Here is a 15655-nt window from a genome sequence, read left to right on the forward strand (position 1 = left end):
GTGGCCTTCCCGGCGTACAAGTCCAGCAGCGTCGAGTCCGCCAGCCAGGGCAACGCGACGGTCGAGATCCCCGTCCCCGTAGAGGACGGGACTGGGGCGCTGCCGTCCGCAACGGACTGGCAGGGCGCCGTCATCATGACGGCGTCGTCGAGCTCGGACATCGACCCCGCCTCGCTGGACGGCACCGGGTGGGTACACGTCGTCTCGATCTTCCCGGCCTCGCCCGACTCGGGTTCCGGGTCGTCGACGTTCATCTACCTGGAGATCGACCCGGCTGCGACGGAGGGGCAGCGGCAGGCGCCGCTGACGTGCTCGCTGACCTCCGCCCGGGTATGGACGGCCGCGCGTGTGTGCGCCAGCCTGCCGCCGGGCTCGGCCGGCCGGACGCTTCCGGTCGCGACGCTGGCCGAGACCGACGACGACGGCAACGGCGGCACCACGCACACGCTCCCAACGATCAGCACGGTCGCGCCCGACTCCCTCGTGATCGGTTTCGGCGGCAGCGACCAGTTCGACGCCGTCGGGGTGACGCAGTCGTTCACGTCGTTCGGCGACTTCACCGAGCGCGTCAACGAGACCGGCGACAACGCGGTCGAGATCGTCTCCGTGGGCGTCGGCACCCGCGAGGCCGCCACGCCAGGTTCGGTCGGCGGCACCTGGACCACAGAGACCGCGGACGAGTGCGGCTTCTTCGTCGTCGTGCTCGACGGCGTCGGCAGCGAGCCGGAGCCCGACACCCTGCGGCTGTACTTCACGAACGTCGACACCGACCGACCGGTCGACGAGCCGTCGTCGATGTGGGACGGCTTCTCGGCCTCTGCCCCCGTCAAGCTGCTCGGCAACTCGCCCGGCGGCCCGGCGGCCACCCTCGGGATCGGCGAGACGAGCACGTCGACCTCGTTCGACGCGATGATCCTGCAGTTCGTCACCGGCGGGGCGGCGCAGGACGGCCAGATCCCCGCCGGGCAGGACTGGACGTTGGTCATGCCGTGCCGCGCCCAGGAAGGGGACGCCGACCTCGCCTGGGCCACCGCGGCATGGGTGATGGCCCCGGACGGCACCCGCCGCACGCAGCTGTTCGAGGTCACGTTCAGCAACCCGTGGCCAGCCTCGACCATCGCGCTCGACGCGGTCGCGTTCTCGATCACCGTGACCGCGCGCCCCACGACCACGGTGGACGTCTTCGCCGATGACAAGGTCGTGTTCGAGGTCGGCTACCGGGCGAGGAACAGCACTGGCGAGATCCGCACCGGTTACGTCGTCCACGGCGGCACGGGCACCGCCGAGCTGCAGGCCGGCGACACCGGCGAGGTCCTCACCGAGCGCCCCGCGTACCTGCTCATGCCCGTCAGCGCGGGCCTCACGTTCACCGACCCGGCCCCGCCCGTCGACGAGCCCGCCGTCCGGTCGACCTCGACCGGCACCGGGCCGAACGCGCAGACCCACCCCGTCACCCTCCCCGCCGAGGTCGAGGTCGGGGACGCGCTGCTCGTGGCCTTCGCCGTCGACAACGCCGAGAACTTCCCCGACATCGACCCGAGCTCGGATCCCGGCTGGGTGCGCCTCAACACCCAGGACCAGGGCGACACGACGAACCACTCCGCGTCGCTGTTCTGGAAGCGCGCCAACGGTGCCGACGCGCTGGTCGTGTCGACCCCGCTGGCGGGGGAGCCGGCCTACATCGCGGCGTCGGTGATCGACGTCGGGGACCCGTTCGCCGCCGGCGCGAACGGGGGGAACGCCAGCGTCGCCGACGTGCCGCCGCTACCGGTCCCGGAAGGTGACTACCTGTCGCTGCTGTTCCTCGCGCTCGACGCCAACCCTGCCACCGAGCAGCTCGTCACGCTGCCAGCCGGGTGGCAGCTGCTCGCCGAGGCCGAGGCCGCCGCCGGCACGAACGCGGTGTCCACCTACGCCCTTGAGTCGGTCGGGCTCGTCGAGAACACGACGCTGATCGCGCCCGGCACGATCGGGTACAACACCACCGAGCAGTGGATCGCGTTCAACGTGGCGTTCCCGGTCGGCGCTGTGCAGCCGGGCCTCACGCCCGGTCAGGTGCTGAACATCGGCACCGCGCCCGGACAGGTGCACATGGGCGTCGACGTCGCCGAGGAGGGAGCCCCCGAGCGGGTGCTCTACCCGCCGTCGACGATCGCCGCTGGCCTCGACATCGACCCCGAGTTCACCGTCGCCGACGACGGCGAATGGGTGCAGCACTCCGTCCGCGCCGATGGCCCGAGGACCTCCGGCACGCAGTACCCGCGCTCGGAGCAGCGCCCCTACTTCCCGGGCACCGACGACGAGTTCGGGTTCGACCCGCACGACGGGCAGACGCACTGGATGCGCACCCGCGTCGCGTGGATGGAGTACCCGGCCGAGCGGCCGGACATCGTCGCGATGCAGCTGCACTCCGGCGACGGCGACATCGTGCAGGTCCGCACCGAGCTCGACGACGACCAGGTCTACATCGCGCTGCGCACCTACGACCCCGACTCCGGCGACACCACCGAGGTCGGCCGGCCACCGTTCCGGACGAGCTACACCCGCGGGGACCCGCTCGACCTGCTGTCGATGATCCACCGCGACTGGTACTACATCTTCGGCGACGACTTCACCGTCTGGCACTACCGGCAGCCGGTCGCCGACTTCCCGGTCACCGAGGACGTCGACACCTACTTCGAGAAGACCGGCGCCTACCTGCAGTTCAACGAGACCCACGTCCCCGCCGACACGCGGGGCACCGTGAACGTGCAGCACGTCCAGCACTTCCACACCGGCTGGCATCCGCCGACGAACTACTTCGGCATCCCCGAGACTGACCCGGGGCCGGCCGCGGAGACCCCGGTCGGGGTGCCGTTCGTGCGCACCGGCACCGCCACCGGCGACGGCATCCTCGAGCACAAGTGGGCCATCCTCGACGGCCCCACCAGCGCCGGCACCGTCATCGGCAACGCTGAGACGCTCGACTGGACCCCGACCGTCGAGGGCGACTACGTCATCATCAAGGGCGCCCGCAACGCGCAGGGCTGGTCCTCGCCCGCGATGCTCGACGTCACCGTCACCGAGCAGACCGCCGTCACCGGCACCCTCGACGCCACCCTCCCCGCGCCGACCGCCGCGCTGCAGGGCGCCATCGCGGACACGGGCACGGTCGCCGCCACGCTGCCGCTCCCGACCGCCAGCGTCACCGCCACGGCCACCAGCACCGGCACCCTCGCGGGGGTCGTCCCGCTGCCAGGCGCCGACCTGGACGGCACGGTCAGGACCGCCGGGGTGCTCGCCGCGCAGCTCCCGGCACCCACCGCCAGCCTCGTCGGCGTCACCGCAGCGCGCGGGCTCCTCACCGCCGCAGCGCCGCTCCCGGCCGCCGACCTGGCTGGCGCCGCCGGGGTCGCAGGGCAGCTCGCCGCGTCCGCGCCGCTCCCTGCTGCCCGCCTTGACGGCGACGTCACGGCCGCCGGGCTGCTCGCCGGGACCGTCCCGGCCCCGACCGCAGCCCTGGCCGGGACGACCGCGACGGCCGGGCAGCTCGCGGGCACGCTGCCCGTCCCAGTCGCCGACCTCACCGGTGGCGCCACCGCGACCGGCGTGCTGGCCGGGACGCTGCCGCTGCCGATCGCCGAGCTCGGCGGCGACGGCGCAGCACGCGGCACGCTCCACGCCACTGCGCCGCTCCCGGCCGCGACCGTCAGCGGCACTGTCACCGCGGCCGGGACGCTCGCCGGCGCGCTGCCCACGCCCAAGGCGACGCTCGAGGGCACCGTCACCGCCGGAGGTGGAACGCTCGCCGCGACGCTGCCGCTGCCAGCCGCCGACCTGCGTGCAGCCACCTCAACCGGCGGCCGGCTCGACGCTGCGCTGCCCGTCCCGGAGGCCGGCCTCGCCGGGTCGGTGACCGCGGCCGGCCAGCTCGCCGCGACCCTCCCGCTTCCGGAGGTGGCGTTCGTCGGCGACATCGAGGACCCCGAGTCGACGTTCGCCGCCGTCATCCCGATGCCCACCGCGGCGCTCGTCGGGCACCTCACCCTGACCGGCGAGCTCGCAGCGGTGCTGCCGCTGCCGACAGCAGTGCTCGTGACCACTCCGCCGCCCACCTACGAGGGGCCGCTCCGCGCTGGCCGACCGGAGTGGGGCAGCACCCGCTTGCACGCCGGACCGCCCGAGGTCGTCGCCTGACACGCGACTGCCTCCACACCCGTACAGGGAGGCATCAGGGTCCGGGCGTGACCCGCTCGGAGCCCCGTCCGCCGTGCCAGTGCGGGCACGAGGCCGGGGCGCACGAGCACTACCGGCCGGGCAGCGACTGCGGTGCCTGCGGGGCGGCGACCTGCCCCGTGTATCGGCCGGCCGCGCCGCGGGGGCTGCGCCGGCGCGCCCAGCGGCTGCGTTCCCTCGCCGCATCCCTCGTCGTCCGTCGCCTGATCCCTCGGAGCCCGTGAATGCCCACCCCAGATGAGCTCGAGCGCATTGAGGACCTCGCGGAGGAGATCCTCGACATCGTCGGCGGCAGCGACCCGGACGAGCCTGGCGAGCCGGGCGTGCTGCAGCCCCCGACGAGCTTCAAGGTGAAGTGGGACAAGCGCACCCGCCGCGCCACGGCCCACTGGGTCGACGCACCGGGCGCGGTCGCCACGGAGGTCCACGAGGACCTCACCGACCCGGACGGAACCCTCAAGGCAACCGTGCCTGCCGGAGTGGGGGAGCGGGAGTCCAGCGAGCTGGAGGGTGGCCACCCGTACGCGTACAGGCTGCGCTCCGTCGGGCCTGACGGCGAGGTGTCGGCGTTCACCGAGCCGATCACGATCGACGTCCCACGCAAGGGCGACGACGAGCCCGACGAGCCCGACGAGAACGACGAGCCCGACGAGGACGACGGTGAGGACGACGACGGCGGCGAGGAGCCGCAGCCCGGCGGCCCGCACCCGACCGACATCCTGCCGGAGCTCGAGCACTGGACGATCACGCTCCCGATCCCCAAGCCGGGCACCACGGACAGCCCGCAGAACGACTACATGGTCGGGAAGTCGCTGCGGCCCTACTTCTATGTGCGCGACGACGGCGTCGTGTTCTGCGCGAACGCGGGCGGCACGACCACCGAGAACAGCCACTACCCGCGGTCCGAGGCCCGGCAGATGGTGCGCGGCAAGAGGTGGGAGAAGGAGTCCCGTTCGTCAGCGGAGCCGCACGCCCTCAAGGTCGACCTGGCGATCGACACCCGCGGCCTGACGAAGCGGCGCCGGATCTCCGGGATGCAGATCCACGACGGCGGCGACGACGTCATCCAGCTGATCCACGACGCCGAGGAAGGGCTCGGCGTCTCCTACAAGGACGGCGACGAGTGGGCGATCGTCGACCGGGACTACCAGGACGGGCACCGCTTCACCTGCTGGTTCGTCACCGTGCCCCGGGATCCCGACGAGTACGACACCGACCTCATCGAGGTGCACTACAACGGCCGCGTCGCCGCGAAGATCGAAGCCCGTGGCTCCGGCTGGTACGACAAGGTCGGCGCCTACCTGCAGACCAACGTCGAGAAGTGGGGCGAGGACCCCCACGCCACCGGCGAGGTCGTGGTCTACGGGCTGATGGTCGAGGCCGCGTGAGGATCGCCGTCGTCCTCGCCGGCGCCGCTACCGCCGCGGCGACCCTCATCGCGCTCGCAGCCGTCCGGATCGCCACGGACCCCGAGATCCTGGACTGCGCGGCAGCGATGCGCGCCGTGGACTCGGCGAACTCCGCCCATCAGGACGCGCTCGAGGACCTGGACACCGCGCTCCGGCAGGGCGCCCGGCACGGCAGCCCCGAGCAGCAGGCCCGCGCCGCCGCGGCGCAGGCGCAGGCCGACCAGACCAAGGCCGACCTCTACGCCGCCCGGGACACGGTCACCCGGCTCTGCCACATCGATGCCGGAGCTGCCCGGTGAGCTGGAAGGTGGCCGACAGCCTGGATCAGCTGCGCGCACAGCTGAACGAGCACGCGCCCGACCGGTCCACGGCGAGCGACGGCGGGATCGGCGACGAGGACCACCAGAACCGCAGCTCAGACCACAACCCTTGGTGGTCTCTTGCGGGGCAGCACTACGTCACGGCGAGGGACTTCACCCACGACCCGGGTGGCGGCCTCGACTGCCACGAGCTCGCCGACGCGCTGCGCGCCGGGCGTGACCAGCGGGTCAAGTACGTGATCTGGAACGAGCGGATCATGGCGGGTGCGGGCGGCCCGGCGCCGTGGCAGTGGCGCGACTACAACGGCCCCAACCCGCACACCAGGCACCTGCACCTGTCCGTCGTGCCGGACGCCCGTGCGCTGTCCCGGATCCCGTGGCTGCTGCCCGGCCTCACCTCGGCGCCCTCGCGGATCGTGGGCGTGCTGCGCCGCGGCTCCCGCGGCCCCGAGGTCGGCGAGCTGCAGCGGGTGCTCAACGCCTGGTACCCGCACGACGTCGCCCTCCAGGTCGACGACGTGTTCGGCGAGGCCACCGAGGACGCGGTGAAGCTCGCCCAGCAGCGCGCCGGCCTCGTCGTCGACGGCGTCGTCGGCCCGCGAACCCGAGCCCTGCTCAACCTCTGACCAGCACATCAACACCAAGCACCAACGGAGGTACGGACGATGCCTGATCGGCTCGCCGCACACCCGCCCGCAGACCTGTCCTGATGGGCCGGCACTCCCGGGCCGACGACCCGGCAGACAACGAAGGGATCCCCCCGATGCTCACCAAGGCCTTCTGGCTCGGCGCCGCCGACCGTTCCGTGAAGAGCTTCGCCCAGGCGCTTCTCCTGCTGTGGGGCAGCGACGAGGTCTTCAACATCCTGGAGATCGACGTCGTTCCGGCGCTCGGCGTCGGAGCTGGCGCTGCGGCACTGTCGCTGCTCACCTCGATCGTCTCCGCGCCCGCGGGCGACAAGGGCTCCTCGGCGCTGCTCCCCGGCGCCAAGTAGCCCAACCCGGGCAGACCGGGTACCCCAACAGCACCTCGGCGCTGCTCCAAGGCTCACAACCTGCAGCGCCGAGGCCCGGGCGAACGCCCCGCGCCTGCCACCTCACCGAGGTACGCAGGGCGGGGCGTTTCGTCATCCCGTCTGGAGGACGCCGCTGCTACTCGCAGGCGACGCCGTCGTCGTCGCCGTCCATCTTGCTCCTGTAGCCGGGCTCCCCCCGGTAGAGCGGCGCGGCGCCGGCGGCCTTCGCCGCCTTGCAGTTCGGGTAGTACGCCGAACCGCCGCCCGAGGAATCATCGTCGTCGCGGGACGAGGCCGCGGGAGGCGCGTCGCGCCGGGCGTCGACATCGGCAACCGCGGGCGCGGGAGCGGGCTTCGGCTGGTCGCAGGTGCGGCCGTCCTGGTCGAGCGACCGCAGCCGGGTGACGTACTCCTGTGCGGCGTCGTTGCGGCCCTGGTACACGCCGGTGTGCTTCCGGGTGACCATGTGCTCGCCGAAGTCGCCGGTGCCCGGCACGTCGACGTAGCGCAGGAGGCGCCCGTACCGGTCGCGGTCCACACCAGGCTCGGCCCGCAGAGTCACCTGCGCCCCGGCGAGCACGGCGCGGGCGTCGGAGGTCGCCTCCGGTCCGGCGTCCGTGCCTGCCTCGCACGAGTCGATCCCGAGGACGCGCACGGTTTCACCGCTGGCGATGTCGAAGGTGTCCCCGTCGGTCACGCTGGTCACGCGGACTGCTGCCGTGGAGGCCGCGCCTGTGTTGGGCGCGGCGGCTGCTGCTCCTGCCGCTGGTTGCGCCCCGGTGAGCGGCGCTCCGGCGGCCAGCGGAGCCGCCGACGTTGAGGGCAGGCCGGTCTGCGCCGCGGACAGAGTGCCAGCCACCTCCGGTGGTTCATCCGCGCCGCCGGTCGCGTTCCCGACGATGGAGATCCCGACGATCCCGGCGAGCCCCCAGAGCACGACCTTCCGGGTGGGGCGCAGACGAGCCATGAACTTCCCCTCGACGTTGATCAGCCCGCGATGATCGCGGTTGGCGATCACACGTCGCCGTACGTGCCCTCCCCGTTACCGATCGGGCATGAGGCGCAACGTGGACAACCACCGATGGGGGAATCCGGTACGCCACCTGTAACGCTGTCCCCGGCGGAAAGCGACGTCAGCCGTGGGGCAACGATCGTCCCGGCTGCACCAAGGCTCACAACCGGCGCCGGGTACTGGGCCCTCGGGAGCCCCGACCCAACCTCGGGGCTCCCGAGGACCCGCCCCGACGGTCTAGTGGATCCGCTGCCGCCTCGCAGTGCGGAGCGAAGTATGGCCTGCCGCAAGGTCGGTCCGATAGCGCCCCCACGGCCCCCAACCCCGCGGTGCTCTGCTCCTGGCTCCATGTCGGTGCGGGCCCCCATACTGTTGGCGTGCCGACTGCGACCGTTCCCGCCTGGGTGGTACCGCCGCCCGGGTCGGTCGCGGACGCCCACGCCCTCACCCACGCCCTCGTCGGCGAGCTGCAGGGCGACGACCGGGCGCACCGGCATGCCGGCGCGTGCGCGGCGATCTCCTGGGTCGTCGGCCTGCAGCCGGGCCCGATGACCCACCGCGACGGCGAGCCCACGACCGCGGCGGTGCGCGGGGAGATGATGCTCGGCGACGCCGTCGCCGCCGGCGAGATTGAGCTGCCGGACGCGGTGTGGGCTGCGCTCGACGTTCCCCCGGCGCGCCCGGTCACCGGGCACGTCGGCTGGGCGGCCGGTGTGGCCGCGTCGCTCGGGTGGCTCCTCGGCGTGCACACCCGGCCACCGGTGCGGCTGCCTCGCCGCCTCCCGGATGGCTCGACCCCGACCGCCGAGCAGCTCGCCGCGGAGTACGTGGCGCGCACGTTCGGGGAGCCGGAGGCCCGCGCCGAGGCCCGGCGGCGCGCCGTGCAGGACGCCGCCCTGTACCAGCGGCTCGCCGCGGTGGTCGCGAGCGTCCACTAGGAGTGCACGTCGGCGTGGCCGTCGACCTCGTCGTCGACACGCCCACGAGCACGCGGCAGCTCGGTCACCGCGGCGCGCACCGCCCGCCCAGCCGCGGCGCAGGCCACCGCCGTGGCGGCGCGTTGAACACACCCCCGGGTGTCGGAGGCGGTCCTCTGCGCCGGCACCGCGGGGTCGGCCGGGAACGAGGTGGTGTAGTCGTCATCCCACGGCTTCGGCGCCTCGGTCCGGCGGGCGTGCGCGGCTTCGCGCTGCGCGCGCACCGACGTGGCGAGCGGGTCGCGCCCGTAGCCGCGCCGCGCCCACTCGGCCGCGATCGCCTGCTGATCCGCGCGGTCCGCTGCCCGCCGAGCTGCCTCGGCTGCCATCCGGTCCGAGACGGCGCGGCCCCGCGCCAGACCGGCGGCGCGTTCGTGCCGGGCGTGCGAGGCGGCCTGCGTGCGCTCGTCCGCCGCGGCCCACTCCGGGGACCCGACCTCCGGTAGCGGCCCGTCGACGGAGTCGGCGACGCGGTCCCGCCACGCCAGTACGGCGTGCACCTTCCGGTCCCACTCGTCCGGCTTCCAGTCGCCGGTCTCGTCGTCCCACACGTCGTCGTGCATCGCGGGCATCGTCAGCCTCCGCTCATCACGTGCTCGTCGGCGTCGTCGCTGTCCGGGTCGTGCTCGCCGGCGGTGGCCCACCAGGCGATCTGCTCGGCCTCGATGTCGGCCTCGCCGGTGCGGTCGGCGTCGTGCCGGGCGTCGATCTCGGCGACGGCCTCCTGCGCCCGAGCGACCGCGACCGTGGTCTCGTGCTGCTCCGGGACCCGGCGCCGCGGGTCGGCGTCGGCGAACTCCGTCTCGTCCGGGACGGCGACGTCGCGGATGTCCAGCACCGCGGTCTCCACCACCGGGCCGTCCCCCGGGGCCGGGGCGGCGTCGACGGTCTCCTCGGCGGCGAGGTCGGTGTCATGGATGGGGCGGTGCGCGTCCTCGCGCTCCCGGGCTGCGCGTTCCGCGGCCAGCCACTCCCGGGCGGTCGTCTCGTCCGCCGGGCGCTCGACGTCGATGCCGCGCCGCTCGAGCGTCGCCTTCGCGCGCAGGGCCCGCTCCCGGGTGACGGCGGTGTGCGCGTACCAGCGGGCCCGCGCCTTGTCGGCCTCCTCGAGCTGCGCGGCCCGCTCGACGAGCTGCTCGGCCTCCGCGCGCGCGGCGGCGGCGTCGTCGCGGAGCCGCTGCGCCTCCCCGGGGTCGGTGAGGGTGTCGGCGTGCGCGGCCCACAGCTCGGCATCGGCACGGCGCGCCGCGGCCGCATCGTTCGTCGCGGCCAGCTCGTCGGCGACGTAGCGGGGCGCCCAAATCCGCTCCCGCATGTACGCCGCGACCCGCGTACGGAGCCGCCCGTCGGAGAGGGACTCCTCCTCCGGGCCGACGTCCGGCAGGCCGAGCTCGTCGTGCGCGGTCCACCAGACTGCGCGCTTCTCCGGCAGCCCGGGCGGCGGAGCCGGGCCGAGCGGGTAGACGTCGCTGTCGTAGTCGTCGAGCTCGCGGTCCGCCGCCGCCCAGCCAGCACGGTGCTCCCACTCCGCCCGCGCGACCGGATCCTCGGGGACCGCTCCGAGGGTCTCGACCGCCCACCGCGGCGCCTCCGCTGCCACGCGGGCGCCGAGTTCCCGGCGCCGGTCGTCGCCGCTGTCGGCGAGCCGCTCCAGGTAGCCGCGCGCCTTCTCCGGCACCGCGGCGGGGATCAGGTCCCGAAACGAGCTGATCTTCGCGCCGAGTTCGCCGAGGCTGTCACGCAGGCGCTTGTGCAGCACCTGCGCGGGGGAGTTCGCCCCGGCCAACGTCTTCCCTTCGAGCACCTGACGCAGCGCGTCGCCAGGGTCGTGCCCGGCGACCTCGGCGAGCCGCAGCAGCCGCTCCACCGACCCCATCGCCCGGTCCGCGGCCAGCTCGCGGCGCTGCTCCTCGGTGATCGTGCCCGCGGCGGCGAGCCGGTCGAACAGCCCGGACCAGCGGCCCGCGGTGAGCGTGCTGATCCCGTCGACGAGCCGGTCGATGTTCGTGCGGACCGACGCCGCGTCCTCGGCGGCCTGCTCCTGCTCGGCGAGCGCCCCGCGCTGGTCCTCGGCCCGCTCGAGCACCTCCTCCAGTACCGCCCGGCCCGGGCGCGGCTCGACCTCCTGCGCTGCGCCGACCGGGGCGTCGGACGGCAACGGGCGCGTGACGATCCAGGCGTCGTTGCCCTCGCGGCCGCGGGTGAGACCCACGTACACGGACGCGGCGTCCGACGATGGGGCGACGACGGTGTGGGAGGTATCGACGGTGCGGCCCTGCGCCGCGTGCACCGTGCTCGCGTAGGCGAGGGACAGGTGCTGGTCGACGTAGTCGCGGGGCAGCGCGATCGGCGCGGCGAGCTCGTCGCCGCCGGTGTCGGTGCGGCCGATCACCTTCGCGACCTGCAGGCCGCCGTCGTCGCGGACCCCGACAACCCGGTAGGTCTCACGGTTGATCGGCACCCGCTCGTTGCCCTCCCAGCCGCGCAGCCCCCACGCGTTGCGGCGGGCCTGCACCAGGTCCCCGACGCCGGCGGTGGTGCCGTCCCGGCCCAGGGCGACACCCTGCTCGGACACGCGGCCGAGGCGCACCAGCTCGGCGCGCAGCCGCGCCGAGGCGCGGGCGGCCTGCTCGTTCGACCCGACCAGCAGCAGTGCCGTGCGGCCGGCGATCGTGTCGGCCAGCCACGCCCGCTCCGCGGCCTGCTCGGCCTCCTCCGGGGTTCCGGCCTCGTGGAGGCGGCCGTGCTTGTCGTACTGCTCGATCGCGACCCGGTCGCCGTCGCGGAGCCGCAGCGACGCCTCCCCCTCCCACGGCACCCGGAAGCGGCGGACCTCGGTGAGCTCGTAGCTCGCGGCGCGGGCACCGAGGTCGGCCATCGCCCCACCGGGGCCGACGGCGGCGAGCTGCCGCTGGTCGCCGACGAGCAGCATCTTCGCGCCGGCCTTCTCGCAGCGCCGCGCGACCTCGGCGAGGTCCTCGGTGGCTGCCATGCCGGCCTCGTCAACGACGACCAGGTCCCCGGCGCGTAGCCGCAGCTGCTCGTCGTCGTCCTGGGCGCGGCCCTCGTCGAGGCGCTGCTGCGCGCCCCGCCACCGCGCGAGGTTCCACGTGGTGACGCGCTCCTCGGCGAGCACGTCGGCGGCGACCTGGGACGGGGCGAGCCCGACCGTGCGGCGCCCGTCCGCAGCCCACGCCTCCGCGATCGCCCCGACCGTGACGCTCTTGCCCGTGCCAGCGGCGGCGGCGAGGACCTCGACGAATGCGCCCGAGGTGCACACCCCGTGTACGGCGGCCTTCTGATCGGCGCCGAGCTCGACCCCGTTCTCCGCGTACCGGGCGATCACGGCGTTCGCCTGCCCGAGCGTGATCGTTGCCGCGCCGGTGCGCACCGCGGACTCCCGCATGATCCGCTCGGCCGTCACCTGCCCCGGCGCCGTGTACTTCGCCGACCCGGGCGCCTGATAGGACGACTTCCCGTTCGCGAGCCGGAACTCGTCGGGCAGATCAGCCGTGTCCTCCTCCGGTTTCGTCGGGATGGCCTCGGCGAGCGCCCGGTCAGTGAGCTGGTCGAGCAGCTGCCGCTCCTCCCCGGCGTCGACGCCGAGGTCCGCCGGTAGGGCGTTGCTGATCGCCCACATCAGGTCTGAGCGGGTCCAGGTCTGCTGGTGCTCTCCGACTGCGTCGAGGGCGCGGTCGATCACGTCCCGCGGAGACCACCGGGCCTCCGCGGGACGCTCGCTTTTCCCAGGGTGAGCACCGCCGTCGCGACCGAGGCGAGGCCGCCAGCCACGGCATCGCGGGCCTCCCGCGCCCACCGGTCGAGCCTCTGGGCCTCGGTCTCCCCGCGGTGCGACTTGCCCTTCCGCGTCGCGAGCGTCGCCTCCTGCGCGATGTGCTTGCGCTCCAGCACCGTCGCCGGGCGCCCCTGCCGCTCCTCGTAGGCGTTGAGCAGCTCCTGCGTCTTCTCGCTGATCGCGCGCCGCCGCGACGAGAACAGGTCGATGATCCGCTGCGGGACGCCGACGACCTCCCGGGCGACACCGTCGGCGCGGGTCTCGAGACGCAGCCCGAGGGTGCGCTGCAGCTCGGCCTCCATGACCCGCTCCCCGACCGCCCCGGCCGACATGCGGTGCATGGTGATCGCGCGGGAGTCGAGGGTGCGCCACTTCCCGTCCGCGCACCTGACCCGGTTGAGCACGGCCTGGTGCACGTGCAGCTGCGGGTCCTTGTCGCGGCTGTCGTGCTGCAGGAACTGCGCGACCGTCCAGCTGTGGGCGTCAATCCACCGCCCGGCGCCGCCGCCGTGGTGCCCGACCCTCGAGTAGCCGGCGACGTCCTGGAGGTAGTCGACGGTGGCGCGGGCGCCGGCCATGACGGCGTCCTCGACCTTCTTCTGCCACGCCGCCCACTCCGCTGCAGCCTGCTGGTCGCCGCGCTTCCGGGCGTCGTTCGCCATCCGCTCGAACGCGGTCGCGACCACCGTCACCGACTTCGGGGCGCTGAACGTGGCGTCGATGAACGCCACCGCCTGCCGTGCCGAACGCTCGGCCCGCGCGCGCAGCTCCGCACGCCGCTCCGGCCCGGCCCCCTCCTCCGCTGCGACGAGCTCGGCGTAGATCTCGTCGGCGGACCGGTACGCGCGGTGCTCGGGCGCGAGCGCCGGTGCCTCATCCCAGGACGCGCGAGAGTGGGTCTCCGGCGCGCGGGGGTCCAGGAGGCGCTTGTAGATCGCCTCCATCAGGTCGGCGTCGACCTCCCCGTCGAGGCCGAGCTCAGCGGCGCCGGAGCCGTACCAGCGGCCCGGCGGCTCGCCAGCGGCGACCGCGCCCGTGTAGTAGCCCTCCCGGCCCGACTGGACTGGGCCGAGGAGGTAGCCGACGTCGTATCCGCGGGCGAGGCTCAGCATCAGCTCGCCGCCTCTACGTCGACGTGTGCGTCGCTGTCCGCCTCGTCGTCGGCGGCTGCGGCCGCAGGTTCGTCGAGCTGGGCGGTCGCGGCGGCGACCGCAGCTGTGGCCTCAGCGACCGCGGCGGCCGTCGCCGTCGTCGCCTGCGCCGACGAAGTGATCGCCTCGACGTCGGACTCGTCGAGCGTCCAGTTGTGCACGGACACACCGACACGCTCGGAGGTCTCGTCCAGGTAGCCGCGCACCATCTCGGCCGCGGCGCCCCGGCTGACGCCCAGGTCCTCTGCTACCGCCTCGGCCACTTCCTGCGCCGTCATCGGCGGGCCGTCGTAGGTCGTGGTCACGCTGCTGTCTCCTGGGTGATCGGGGGTCTGGTGCGGGTGCGGGCGGTCGTGGGCACGGTCAGAACCCCGGGTCTTCGTCGACCCAGTCGGGGACGTCCTCGGCCACCACGACGACGACGGGTTGCTCCGGGGCGAGGTGGTTGGCCTGGGCAACCGCTGTTGCTGCGGCCGCGACGGCGGTGGCGGCGTCGGGGTGTTCGACCTCGACGATGGCGTCGCCCCGCTCCATCGCGGTCTCGGGAAGCTCGTCGGCGCGGCGGCGCACGGGATGGGCCCGGTCGCCGGCGCTGTCCGCGTTCTTCTCGACCTCGGTCGTGCTCACCGGTGCGACCTCGGAGCGGGCTACGCCTGGGTGCGTCTGGTCTGCCACGACGACCTCGCCGTCGACGACCTCGGCCGCTGCCGCGTGGTCGTCGTCGCGCGGGTCGCGCAGGTGGTCGCGGTTGACCCAGCTCTCGCATTGGTCGTAGGTGGGCACGTGCTCGTCAGCGCTGCCCTCGTCAGCGCTGCCCTCGTCAGCGGAGCCTTCGTCGACGCCCCGCTCGTCGTCGCCCCGCTCGTCGTCGTCGCTGCGCTCGTCGTCGCGGACCTGGTCCTGCGTCAGCTGGCTGCGCGGCTGCCGGTGCTGCATCTCCCACCGGTGCCGCGCGAGGAGGGCTTCCCGGTCCTCGAGCGTCGAGTCGACGTAGCGACCGACGACGAATGCGAGGACGCCGAACATGGCCCCCACGGCCGCGGCCAGCGGCGTGAGGTGCCCGTCCTCCGGCTCGAGCAACTCCTCCCAGAACCCGCGCTCGCGGCGGGACTTCGTCTTCGCGGCCACGTCAGAACCCCGGGTCCTCGGCGACCCAGTCCGGCACGTCCTCGCTGACGACGACGATCACCGGCTCGTCCTGGGCGAGGCCGTTGGCCTGGGCCACGGCAGCCGCCGCGGCCGCAACGGCAGTCGCAGCGTCGGGGTGCTCGACCTCCACGACCGCGCGGCCGTTGCTCACAGCCGCGGCCGGCAGCTCCCTGCCGTAGCGGCGCGCGTAGGCGCCGTCGTAGCCGGCGCTGTGCCCCCTCGTTGGGGTGAGGTGGTTGCGGACAGCTGCTGTACCGCTGGACGGCGGGCACGCCGGAGCGCCGAGCCACGTGTACGGCGGCTCCCCTCCGGGGCTGTCGGTCTCACCGCCCCTGGCGGCCGCCGCACCGGTCAGCGCGATGCCGGTCTCGCGGGTGATGTCCGCGCGATCGGCGGTGAGGACCTCCCGGTAGGCCTTCGCAACCTCGGGGCTCAGCACCGGGTCGGCCCCGGAGCTCAGGTTCGCGATGTCGTCGAGGTCGAGCTCGGCGAGCGTCGACGAGAGCGCCTCCTCGACGGTGGCCTCCGGGTATCCCTCCTCGCGGTAGTCCGCGACGACGAGTTCGATCGCTCGCCCGAGCTGGCTTGCGTCTTGCGAGACAGTGGTCACG

13 protein-coding genes are annotated in these 15655 nt (G+C 73.9%); 6 read left to right on the forward strand and 7 right to left on the reverse strand.

Features of this window, described 5'->3' with window-relative positions; genetic code table 11:
• From ACFPL3_RS01250 to ACFPL3_RS01270, 5 genes are all read left to right on the forward strand, one after another.
• On the forward strand, positions 1-4176 hold the full coding sequence (locus ACFPL3_RS01250; RefSeq protein WP_379588344.1) for a hypothetical protein: 4176 nt from the start codon (positions 1-3) through the stop codon (positions 4174-4176).
• A 263-nt stretch (positions 4177-4439) separates the two neighbouring features.
• The gene (locus ACFPL3_RS01255) at positions 4440-5603 is read left to right on the forward strand and encodes a polysaccharide lyase family 7 protein (RefSeq protein ID WP_343944891.1); all 1164 of its coding nucleotides are present in this window, start codon (positions 4440-4442) and stop codon (positions 5601-5603) included.
• Positions 5600-5923, forward strand: coding sequence for a hypothetical protein (locus ACFPL3_RS01260; protein WP_343944889.1), 324 nt, complete (start codon positions 5600-5602; stop codon positions 5921-5923). The genes ACFPL3_RS01255 and ACFPL3_RS01260 overlap by 4 nt, the downstream gene beginning before the upstream one ends.
• A complete protein-coding gene (locus ACFPL3_RS01265; protein WP_343944887.1) occupies positions 5920-6570 on the forward strand; it encodes a peptidoglycan-binding domain-containing protein in 651 nt (216 codons plus the stop codon). Before ACFPL3_RS01260 ends, ACFPL3_RS01265 begins: the two co-directional genes overlap by 4 nt.
• A 137-nt stretch (positions 6571-6707) precedes the next feature.
• Complete coding sequence (locus ACFPL3_RS01270; protein ID WP_343944885.1) at positions 6708-6938, forward strand: holin; 231 nt, start codon at positions 6708-6710, stop codon at positions 6936-6938.
• A gap of 157 nt (positions 6939-7095) precedes the next feature.
• Here the strand turns inward: ACFPL3_RS01270 and ACFPL3_RS01275 are convergent, their stop codons facing one another.
• The gene (locus tag ACFPL3_RS01275) at positions 7096-7665 is read right to left on the reverse strand and encodes an excalibur calcium-binding domain-containing protein (protein ID WP_343944884.1); all 570 of its coding nucleotides are present in this window, start codon (positions 7663-7665) and stop codon (positions 7096-7098) included.
• Positions 7666-8348: 683 nt separating this feature from the next.
• Between ACFPL3_RS01275 and ACFPL3_RS01280 the strand changes: the two genes are divergently transcribed.
• On the forward strand, positions 8349-8909 hold the full coding sequence (locus ACFPL3_RS01280; RefSeq protein ID WP_343944882.1) for a hypothetical protein: 561 nt from the start codon (positions 8349-8351) through the stop codon (positions 8907-8909).
• Here ACFPL3_RS01280 and ACFPL3_RS01285 read toward each other — a convergent pair.
• Genes ACFPL3_RS01285 through ACFPL3_RS01310 form a run of 6 tightly spaced genes read right to left on the reverse strand, consistent with a single transcriptional unit; the run spans position 8906 to position 15654 of the window.
• A complete protein-coding gene (locus ACFPL3_RS01285) occupies positions 8906-9520 on the reverse strand; it encodes a hypothetical protein (RefSeq protein ID WP_343944880.1) in 615 nt (204 codons plus the stop codon). The two genes, ACFPL3_RS01280 and ACFPL3_RS01285, sit on opposite strands and share 4 nt — an antisense overlap.
• 2 nt (positions 9521-9522) lie before the next feature.
• Positions 9523-12651 (reverse strand): ATP-dependent DNA helicase, encoded by a 3129-nt coding sequence (locus ACFPL3_RS01290; RefSeq protein WP_343944878.1) that lies wholly within the window; start codon positions 12649-12651, stop codon positions 9523-9525.
• Positions 12648-13856, reverse strand: coding sequence for a MobF family relaxase (mobF, locus tag ACFPL3_RS01295; protein ID WP_343944876.1), 1209 nt, complete (start codon positions 13854-13856; stop codon positions 12648-12650). Before mobF ends, ACFPL3_RS01290 begins: the two co-directional genes overlap by 4 nt.
• Entirely contained in the window at positions 13856-14200 is a 345-nt protein-coding gene (locus ACFPL3_RS01300) for a hypothetical protein (protein ID WP_343944874.1), read from the reverse strand. The genes mobF and ACFPL3_RS01300 overlap by 1 nt, the downstream gene beginning before the upstream one ends.
• 58 nt (positions 14201-14258) lie before the next feature.
• Positions 14259-15023, reverse strand: a complete 765-nt coding sequence (locus tag ACFPL3_RS01305) for a hypothetical protein (RefSeq protein ID WP_343944872.1) — start codon at positions 15021-15023, stop codon at positions 14259-14261.
• Between the two features lies 1 nt (position 15024).
• Positions 15025-15654, reverse strand: a complete 630-nt coding sequence (locus ACFPL3_RS01310; protein ID WP_343944870.1) for a hypothetical protein — start codon at positions 15652-15654, stop codon at positions 15025-15027.
• Position 15655: the final 1 nt, after the last annotated feature.

Source organism: Pseudonocardia zijingensis, from assembly GCF_042657305.1.
GTDB classification, from domain to species: domain Bacteria; phylum Actinomycetota; class Actinomycetes; order Mycobacteriales; family Pseudonocardiaceae; genus Pseudonocardia; species Pseudonocardia zijingensis.

Bases quoted from the DNA above. Each gene is read 5' to 3' on its own strand.
- ACFPL3_RS01255 (WP_343944891.1), top strand. From the start codon at position 4,440: ATGCCCACCCCAGATGAGCTCGAGCGCATTGAGGACCTCGCGGAGGAG.
- ACFPL3_RS01270 (WP_343944885.1), top strand. From the start codon at position 6,708: ATGCTCACCAAGGCCTTCTGGCTCGGCGCCGCCGACCGTTCCGTGAAG.
- ACFPL3_RS01285 (WP_343944880.1), bottom strand. From the start codon at position 9,520: ATGCCCGCGATGCACGACGACGTGTGGGACGACGAGACCGGCGACTGG.
- mobF (WP_343944876.1), bottom strand. From the start codon at position 13,856: ATGCTGAGCCTCGCCCGCGGATACGACGTCGGCTACCTCCTCGGCCCA.